Source organism: Virgibacillus chiguensis, from assembly GCF_900129865.1.
GTDB lineage: Bacteria > Bacillota > Bacilli > Bacillales > Amphibacillaceae > Virgibacillus > Virgibacillus chiguensis.
Window position 1 is genome coordinate 78,605 of record NZ_FQXD01000008.1, and the last position, 9,165, is coordinate 87,769.

At 34.8% G+C, this 9,165-nt stretch carries 8 protein-coding genes; 3 read left to right on the plus strand and 5 right to left on the minus strand.

What is annotated here, in order from left to right; translation table 11 throughout:
• The first annotated feature begins 77 nt into the window (after window positions 1-77).
• The 3 genes from nheA (at window position 78) to nheC (ending at window position 3,608) form a co-directional block, all read left to right on the plus strand.
• Window positions 78-1,199, plus strand: a complete 1,122-nt coding sequence (gene nheA, locus BUB45_RS10655; RefSeq protein WP_073008697.1) for a non-hemolytic enterotoxin subunit A — start codon at window positions 78-80, stop codon at window positions 1,197-1,199.
• A gap of 29 nt (window positions 1,200-1,228) precedes the next feature.
• The gene (nheB, locus tag BUB45_RS10660; RefSeq protein WP_073008700.1) at window positions 1,229-2,419 is read left to right on the plus strand and encodes a non-hemolytic enterotoxin subunit B; all 1,191 of its coding nucleotides are present in this window, start codon (window positions 1,229-1,231) and stop codon (window positions 2,417-2,419) included.
• Between the two features lie 100 nt (window positions 2,420-2,519).
• Entirely contained in the window at window positions 2,520-3,608 is a 1,089-nt protein-coding gene (gene nheC, locus BUB45_RS10665; protein ID WP_073008703.1) for a non-hemolytic enterotoxin subunit C, read from the plus strand.
• Between the two features lie 325 nt (window positions 3,609-3,933).
• Here the strand turns inward: nheC and BUB45_RS10670 are convergent, their stop codons facing one another.
• From BUB45_RS10670 to BUB45_RS19360, 5 genes are all read right to left on the minus strand, one after another.
• Window positions 3,934-5,007, minus strand: a complete 1,074-nt coding sequence (locus BUB45_RS10670) for a D-alanine--D-alanine ligase family protein (protein ID WP_073008706.1) — start codon at window positions 5,005-5,007, stop codon at window positions 3,934-3,936.
• 23 nt (window positions 5,008-5,030) lie between these two features.
• Window positions 5,031-6,107 carry a YheC/YheD family protein gene (locus BUB45_RS10675; protein WP_084723616.1) on the minus strand — a complete coding sequence of 359 codons (1,077 nt, stop codon included), beginning with the start codon at window positions 6,105-6,107 and terminating at the stop codon, window positions 5,031-5,033.
• 11 nt (window positions 6,108-6,118) lie between these two features.
• Window positions 6,119-6,703 (minus strand): class D sortase, encoded by a 585-nt coding sequence (locus BUB45_RS10680; RefSeq protein WP_073008712.1) that lies wholly within the window; start codon window positions 6,701-6,703, stop codon window positions 6,119-6,121.
• Window positions 6,687-8,363 carry a hypothetical protein gene (locus BUB45_RS10685; protein WP_084723618.1) on the minus strand — a complete coding sequence of 559 codons (1,677 nt, stop codon included), beginning with the start codon at window positions 8,361-8,363 and terminating at the stop codon, window positions 6,687-6,689. The genes BUB45_RS10680 and BUB45_RS10685 overlap by 17 nt, the downstream gene beginning before the upstream one ends.
• Before the next feature lie 255 nt (window positions 8,364-8,618).
• On the minus strand, window positions 8,619-9,165 hold a 547-nt coding region (locus BUB45_RS19360; protein ID WP_212590764.1), incomplete at its 5' end, for a hypothetical protein.

Below are 9,165 nucleotides of genomic sequence, written 5' to 3' on the forward strand. Positions count from 1 at the left end.
GATTCAATAAACTATTTCATATTAGCCATATGAAGAATTATATTGGTAGATTTCCATGATAAAAGGAGGTTTTCTTCATGAAGAAAAAAATACTTATAACATTAATGATTTTAGCTATCATTTTTAGTGGTCTAGTACCGAAAAATGTTTTTGCTAAATCAAATGATGATTTAAGAAGTGTGACATTTTCTAATTGGATTCGAACTTTAGGTTCCCAATACCCTTTACTAGAATCTTACGGACTCGTCATATTAAAACAACCAAATCTTGCCGTGAACAACATGAGTAGCCTTACAAATGACCAAAAAATAGCAAGAAGAAACGTGCATGAGTGGTTAGATGAATATAGCCCAAAACTTATCTACGTTAATGAAAATATGTATGGACTAACGCAAAGAGTAGATCAGTATTACAAAAGTCTATATGATTTAGCAGGGCAAATTAACGAAAGTGAACAAGCTAAATCCAACTTTTTAAATCGATTTAATCGACTTGAAAACAACTTTGAAAATACACAATTTGTTCTGGAACGAACATCAAACGATTTAAACGCTTACAAAAATCTTATATTGGCTGATGCCCAATCATTCTCTGAAAAAGCAGAGAAGGCAATTGAATCGTTAAATGGTGAAAATGGCGAAGCAACGAAGTTAAGAAAGCAAATAAAAGAATTACTTGCTGAAATTCAAGATGAGCTAATCAAAATATTGAACAACCCGAATGAAGTGTATGATTTTTCATTTAAATTTGGTCAACAACTTTATGATTTAGTAAAAACAAGCGGTGAAAATAAAACCATTGATGTTGCATCTGTGGAAGCAATTGGTAAAGAAATTATGAATGCTCGCGATTTTCAAACCAAAGAATCCGCTTCTACCATTCAACAAAAACAGCAAGAAGTTACTGCTTTATTTAAGAAATTAACGGATGCTGAGCGCCAAGCAACAGAAGTTACCGTTGTAGAAGATCAAATTTTAGGCTTTGCAGAAATGGTGAAAAGAGAAGTAGCTGTTTTTGACAACTTAGCCAACAATTTTGCAACCTTAAATAGCCTACTCACAAATCTAAAACAAGAAGTTATTTCTGGAAAAATAGACAATAAGGAATTACAGAATCAACTAAAATATTTGCAAACAATTGTCCATGATATGAGTAAACAAGCTAAGCAATTTGAGACCTTTACAACAAGTATTAAATAAAACTTGCTCTATGTTAGGGGGTAACAATAGTGACAAAGAAAACAAAAAAAGTTAAACCAATTTTATTATCTGCAATGGCAGCAACAGTCATTTTTAGCAATATAGCTCCATCCTACGCTTATGCAGAAACAGCTGTAAAACAACAACCAGTTCAAGTCGATCAGCATAAAAAATTTGAGCTAGGTCCAGACGGACTTCGAGATGCATTAGAAACAACTGGGTCTAACGCACTGGTCATGGATTTATACGCGCTAACCGTTATAAAACAACCAGATATTAACTTTAACAATGTCAATATCGTGGATAACCCATTACAAAAAAAGATCTTACATGATCAAAAGAATGCTCGAGGAAACGCCAAAACGTGGTTGGATGATTTAAAGCCACAATTAATTACTACCAATCAAAATATTATTAATTATGACAATAAATTTGAAGGGTATTATGATAGATTAGTAGAAGCGGCTGAAAACAAAGATACCAAAGCTTTAGCCGCCAGATTAAGCCGGTTAGCAAACAGTGTCTCTGATAATAAAGCCGCTGTCGATAAACTAATCGTCGATTTAAAGGAGTTTAGGCAAAAATTACAGTCTGACACACAAAATTTAAAAGGGGATACCAATGAACTATCCACACTGCTTGCAAGTCAAGATGCAGGTATTCCACTTTTACAGAAGCAAATTGAAACATATTATGAAGCAATTAGCAAGTATAATAATATTTTAATAGCTTCTTCTGTCGCTACTGCCGCAGGTCCTCTCATTATTGTTGGAGGCGTAGCAGTTCTTGCTACTGGAGCTGGCACCCCGCTAGGAATAGGGCTTATCGCTGGTGGAGTAGGACTAGCTGGCGGAGGCATAACAGGCGTCGTACTAGCGAAAAAAGGAATTGATGAAGCAGAAGCAGAAATTAAAAACTTGACAGGAAAAGTAACAGATGCACAAATTCAACTTGCTGGTGTGACAGGCATAAAACAGCAAATGGAGTATTTAACAGAAACAATTGATATAGCGATTGATTCCTTACAAAGCATTTCAACACAGTGGAATACAATGGATGCAAAATATAAAAGTTTGCTAAGCAATATTGCTATCATGTCTCCAGACGACTTTGATTTACTAAAAGAAGATTTAACTATTGCTAAAAAGAGTTGGGGAAATATTAAAGAATTTGCTGAGAAGTTATATGTAGAAGATACCAAAGTTGTCGATAATCTGTAGATAACAGACGTAACGTTAGAGGGTTGTCGTAAAGGTTAGCTGTTTTTACTCTTGGCGGGGAGAAGAAAGCCTTCCCGCCAAAATAAGGTGGGTGATGTATATGAATAAAAAAAATATAAACAAATGGTTTGTCATCATTATACTCGCTGTATTTACCATAACTTATATTGTTCCAAAGCCAGTCGTTTTCGCTCAAGAACAAGCAAACAACGCAGCAGAAAATCTTGTTTCTGAAGAATTCCAAAAATCCATTGAGAACGTTGGCGCTAATATTGCAATTATTGATAGTTATGCACAATATATTAAAACCAAACAACTACCTAAGTTGGATGATCTACAGTCTATTGATAATTCATTAAAGAATCATATGCAAAACAATTTAAAAGAAGCCAAAGATAATGCGAATCAATGGTTTGATCAAGTAAAGCCAGATATGAGACTATCCATTCAGCAAACAATTGATTTTAATACTACTTTTCAACACCACCATGAAAATATAGTAGCTGCTATTGATAAAAAAGACGCAAAGAAATTACAATCAGAAATTGAACAATTATACGAACACATCTCAGCAAGCAATAAACAAGTAGATTATTTAATAGAGAATTTAATTACATTTCGAAACAATATGAATAAGGATGTAACAAGTTTTAAAAATAACGCTAACCAGTTACAAATTAATCTCGCCACAACAAATGCAGACATCCCATTAATGCGAAAACAAATCGCTTATTATAATGATGTTATCAATGCAGCGAATGGAAAAATAGCGGCTGGTTCACTTCTTTGCGCAACAGGGATCTTATGTCTTGCAGGTGGCCCAATGATTAAAAATGCAGTTGATGAAAAAAATGATGCTGAAGAACAAATTGCTAATTTAGAAGCAAAAATCTCAGGGATAGAAAAAGAGATAGCAGTATTAACAGATATCCAAAGTAAGTTTACAAATATGGCAAGTACCATTGATAAGGCAATTACTTCTTTACAAAGCATGTCTAATAATTGGCATATTATGGGTGCAAAGTATAACAATCTATTAGACAATGTGTCTGTCATGGAAGAGCAAGATTTTGAATTATTGAAAGAGGACTTGCAAATAGCAAAGCAAAGTTGGAATCAATTGAAGCAATTTGCTGATGCTATTAATCAAGGTTTAAATCAAAACGATGTTCTAGATAGTGCGAAATAACTATATTAATTGCTCGAATAAAATCAAACTAGTGAGTGCTTGAGTGGCTGGAGTTACCCCCGCCACTCACATTATATTCGAGCTAAACAACTTCATAATACTGGAAATAAATAGCGAAACTTTACCTATAATGGCTATTACTATCATTATGATAAATGCATAATATATAAAATCTTTCATTAATAAATCCTCTCACTTATTTATTGATAGCCATAGTTACATGAAACGCTGTAAAATTCTAGCCACACTGAAAAAAATTAGCTAAAAATAAGGATAAGAATAATACTAATAAATCAGATGGCTTCAGGTGCATAAACTCGTTACTTTATAAAGCATCCTCTCTATCTAATGCCAACATAATTAGCTTAGTAATTAAATCCTTATACTTCACACCCGAGAACTCCCATAATTTGGGGTACATGCTAATATTTGTGAATCCAGGCAAAGCATTAATCTCATTCACATAGATTTCTTTGCTTTCAGTGATAAAAAAATCGATTCTTGCTAAACCTTTACAACCCAATATTTTAAATATATCGATTGATAATTTAGCTACCTTACTAGACAAACATTCTGATAAAGATGATGGTATACTAATTTTTGCAGCACTTGAAGAAATATATTTAGCCTCGTAACTATAAAAATTACTATCAAATGTTATCTCGCCAGTTGTACTAGCTTCAGGCTCTTGATTCCCTAAAACTGCACACTCAATTTCTTTACCAATAATTCTTTCTTCGATGAGAATTTTTTCGTCATATAGTAAAGCATTTGCAACAGCTTTCGTAAACTCTTGCTCATTTGTTACTTTGTGCACCCCAATAGACGATCCTTCGGCATTAGGTTTAATAAATAATTCCTCACCCAATGTCTCTTTTAATTCTTGATAGGTAAAGACATCTTTTGTTTCCTTTGTAACGGATACATAATTCGCAACTTTGACATTGTTGTACCGTAATAATTTCTTTGTTAGGTCTTTGTCCATACAAATCGCCGATGAAAGCAGACTAGATCCCACACAAGGAACCCTTAAGATATTAAACAATCCATTCATACTTCCATTTTCTCCAGAACCACCATGCAGTACTGAAAATATTACATCTAATTTTGGAATAGGTTTTAATTTATCTATCTCCATAAATTGGTATTTGTCACCAGGGAAAATAGCCAACTTACTTCTACTTACATCTAATTCAATATGCTGGGGGTGTTCTTGGTTTATAATTATTTTATCTATCGAATCAGCATAAAGCCACTTACCATCTTTGGAAATAGCGATTGGTATTAGATTAAATTTTGTTACATCCAGTGCTTTAGCAACATTACTTGCTGATTGTAGAGAAACCTCATGTTCTCTTGACTCACCACCGAATAGCAGTCCCACGTTTAATTTGCTCATATTTTTCTCCTTTTATTGAAGCATCAATATACACTATTACCTTTAGAATCTAAATAAAGTCCGTGCTTCAATTTCTTATTATGATGATTAGCAAGATATTTACAATATTGCATAGCTGCATATTCAGCTTGGAATTCAACATAACGAGTACCTGGTAAACTGTTTACTTCATATATATAAATACCTCCATTTTTAGTTACTCCCATATCTATGCCTAATGCATCTAATGGATACTTATAATATGATTCGAAATAAGGTGGAAATAGTTTTGCAAAGCGTGTAATTTTACGTGATATATCTTTGTAATTACTTGGAAAGTTTTGTTTCATAAAAATATCCAACCTTGTTGTAGCAAAAGCTCCATGGCTAATATGGCTAACTGTTTCTTTATTATTATTACTTACATAAGGAAAATAGCGAATTAGCTTCCATTTACCTCTACTTGCCTTGGCTACATGCACTCGCATACAGAATGAGTGTCCATGTATTGTTTTTGATTCTATGAATGGTTGAATAATCATCGGATTTAGATTTAACTCGTCAATAATGCGAGCCTTTAAACGATCTCTATTGAATTCCATTGTATGTGTCACCTCTTTAAATAAAAAGGTATTGTCTTGTACATCTTCGGCTTCAATCGTATATATTCTTCTGCCTTGCTTACCATTAGCTGGTTTAAAGACTACTTTTCTATATTTCTCTATGAGTCGAAAAACTTCTATCGATGATTTCACTGTATAACTAGGTACTAAAAATTCACTAAATTCACTATCATTTTGCAATCGTTTCAAAACCACATTTTTGTTACCAATACGATGTGTCGTAAAAGGAATTGATTGCGCTAAACGAATAAATGTATCTTTATGGTTTTTACCAATGGGTAAGTGATTGTATATAACATCTGGGAATGATTGTGTTCCGACAATCCATTGCTCATCATGAAAGTGCATTCCCTGTATTGTATTGGTAGTAAAGTCTACATCTTGCGGTCGAAAAAAGAATGCATTTAAATCCATTGCTTTCGCTATCACACATGCAATCTGATCTCTTAATTGGGGAGATTGATTCAATCTTAAAATTCCAACTCTGTTCTTCATCATTGCCACTGCCTTTATTTTATTTTAATGTTTTTTAGTTCTGCATATAATAAATATCGCTCTGGTGTATCTGTTAGTGCATGAAATGGATAGCAGGTTGATAATACAAGTGTTTCTTCGTCCATATTTCCAATAACAGAAGTGTTTGTCGCTAAAACAATATCGCTTTTTTTCATTTCATACGAAAAAGTTCCATATGGCATTTCGACTTCTAACACGTCGCCGTTTTTAACGTTTCCAACATTTTTAAACGCTGAATCGTTATGACCCGCTAAGAATACTTGATTACCTTCACCAGGAAACCATGTAGAATGGTGGTGACCTACTCCTTTTTTTAGCGTTTCATTATCTGTTCCTTCAACTACAGGAAGTTCTAAACCAATAGACGGAATGCGTAAAAAAGCAAATGCTTCCCCTTTGTTTACTTGATAATTATTGGTGATGACATCAATGGATTCATTTGATTTATGGGTATTTATTGTCTGTCTTACTTCTTGCATAGCCTGCTTTTCACTTAATTTATATTCATAAATTTGGTAACCAACAAATATAAGTAGAGCCAAGCCAATGAAGAGAAGAGCATTACTCAACTTTTTCATTTGCATTCTCTCCCAATTCATCTAACCAATCTAAATATCGACGATATCCAGAGATATTGTGTTCAACATCGTCAATTCTGACTCTAAATGATTGGTGCCGAATAAAAAATGCGTGTAAAATTCGTTTTGGATTTTTAAAATACATGGCAAAGCTAGCATAAAAATACCCATTTAATTGATATAAAGCCCGTTTATTGATTACATGTATCAATTCTTTAACTGACACTATTGTTAGTAAGTGCTCCCGTTTTAACTTTTGAATTCTCCTAATCATTTCATAACTAGCAAGAGTCAGCTCCAAAAAAGTAGGGTATGTTGTCTTACGATGAAATATAAAATTCAGCTTCTGTGTAACGTTTAATAACCCAAACTCAAAGTATTTATCTTCTGGTCTTATTTTAGTTAACTCATTCGTGCAATAGGCCAACCAATGATCATGATTTTCCCAGTATTTATGTTGAATAAAAAAATCAAATGCTTTTTCTACAGATAGTAACCATTTGGGATTATGATCAAGCTGGTACAATTTCATTAATGAAAACGCTGCTTCGCCATCATAGTAAATAATTCGAAACTTTTCTTTTAATTCTAAAGAAGGATATGTATATACATGATTAAAATTTCCATCAGGTAATTGGAATGAAACAATAGCATTTGCTAATTTCTCACAAAGAGGTTGAAATATTCTAGACTTAAAAACACTTGCATATTTAGTAAGCGCTAAAATTGCCGCAGCATTTGCACCTAATTTTATTTCGTTATGGTTCTCCCAATCAATAACGTACGCCTCGTTCTTCCATTCATTTTCACGAATTAGTTCGTGGGTTAAGTAGTTAACTGCCTTTTCTATTGCCATTTTTAATGATTTCTTTGGATTTACTTCATAACCTTCTATCATAGAATACACTGTACTAGCATGGCGCAAGCTATTATAAAAATTAATTTGCTTGTCGAAGGATGAAAAATACCCGTATACAAATTTTCCATTGATTTGAACTTGATCCGCTAGATAATCTGAAGAATGAGTAATCAATTCTACTATCTCTTTTTTTGTTAACTTTTCCACTTTGGGGAACCCATGTTCATAATACGAATCTTCTAATGCAACGACGCAATTATCTATAAATTTACTATCCGTATTAAAAACAACTACATCATCATCCATATTTATTTGTTTTCCTTTAGACACGGCTTTGCTTTGAGCGAAATAACTTGCTAAATTATCTAGATTAAAAGCCAACTCACTTGATTTTCCTACATTTGACAAAATGGCATTGCCGTTCAACTCTTGTTCTAGTAATGCATATTTAAACTCTAAATCTAATGATATCCCTTTACGAAAATAGTTTTTTTTTGTTTTTAAGATATCTAAATTTAACTCTCTAAACTTTTGTATGTTAAAATTTTTAGCTATATCTACTTTTACCCACTTGAAGTTCCTATTTGCCTGCGTTTTTTTTTCCACTTCTTGAATCATCTTTCTAAACAAACTGCTTAAGTTGTTAGCTGTTATTGGTACTACAATTGCTCGTTGCTCTGGGTTACCTAATGATAAAAATCCTATTAATCTACTATTGAAATAATAGGTAGAATCAAGCCTTTTATACTCGTCCATAAAACTATCTTTCAATTTTAATAGTTTATCTTTTGTTTTATTCACAATACTACTCCGTTCATTTATATGTATATAGAGGGTCCACTCTATCAATGGCCCCTCTATTTTTATAACATTTACATTATGCTTAGTTCTGTGTTCTTCTTCTAAACAAGCGAGTAAACAATCCTGCTACTAGTGAAGTTAGCCCCATTAAAGAAAGCATTAGCCAGTTGTTTGATGTGTTGGGAAGCTCGTTACCTTTTTCCTTATTTCCATCTTTATCAGTAGAATTGTCGCTATTTACAGTTGTAACCGAGCCTAAATCCTCATCAGCATCGGCATCAGCGTCAGCGTCGGCATCAGCATCAGCGTCAGCGTCGGCATCGGCGTCGGCATCAGCGTCAGCATCAGCGTCAGCATCGGCATCAGCGTCAGCATCAGCATCGGCGTCAGCGTCGGCATCGGCGTCAGCATCGGCATCAGCGTCGGCATCGGCGTCAGCGTCAGCATCAGCATCGGCGTCGGCATCAGCGTCAGCATCGGCGTCAGCGTCAGCATCAGCATCGGCATCAGCGTCGGCATCGGCGTCGGCATCAGCGTCGGCATCAGCGTCAGCATCAGCATCAGCATCAGCATCGGCATCAGCGTCAGCATCAGCATCGGCGTCAGCGTCGGCATCGGCGTCAGCATCGGCATCAGCGTCAGCGTCGGCATCGGCGTCAGCGTCAGCATCGGCGTCGGCATCAGCGTCAGCATCGGCGTCAGCGTCAGCATCAGCATCGGCATCAGCGTCGGCATCAGCGTCAGCATCAGCGTCAGCATCGGCATCAGCGTCAGCATCGGCATCGGCATCAGCGTCGGCATC

Excerpts from the sequence above, each read along its gene's own strand:
- BUB45_RS10675 (WP_084723616.1), bottom strand. The coding sequence starts at position 6,107 with ATGATGAAGAACAGAGTTGGAATTTTAAGATTGAATCAATCTCCCCAA.
- BUB45_RS10680 (WP_073008712.1), bottom strand. The coding sequence starts at position 6,703 with ATGAAAAAGTTGAGTAATGCTCTTCTCTTCATTGGCTTGGCTCTACTT.
- BUB45_RS10670 (WP_073008706.1), bottom strand. The coding sequence starts at position 5,007 with ATGAGCAAATTAAACGTGGGACTGCTATTCGGTGGTGAGTCAAGAGAA.
- nheC (WP_073008703.1), top strand. The coding sequence starts at position 2,520 with ATGAATAAAAAAAATATAAACAAATGGTTTGTCATCATTATACTCGCT.
- nheA (WP_073008697.1), top strand. The coding sequence starts at position 78 with ATGAAGAAAAAAATACTTATAACATTAATGATTTTAGCTATCATTTTT.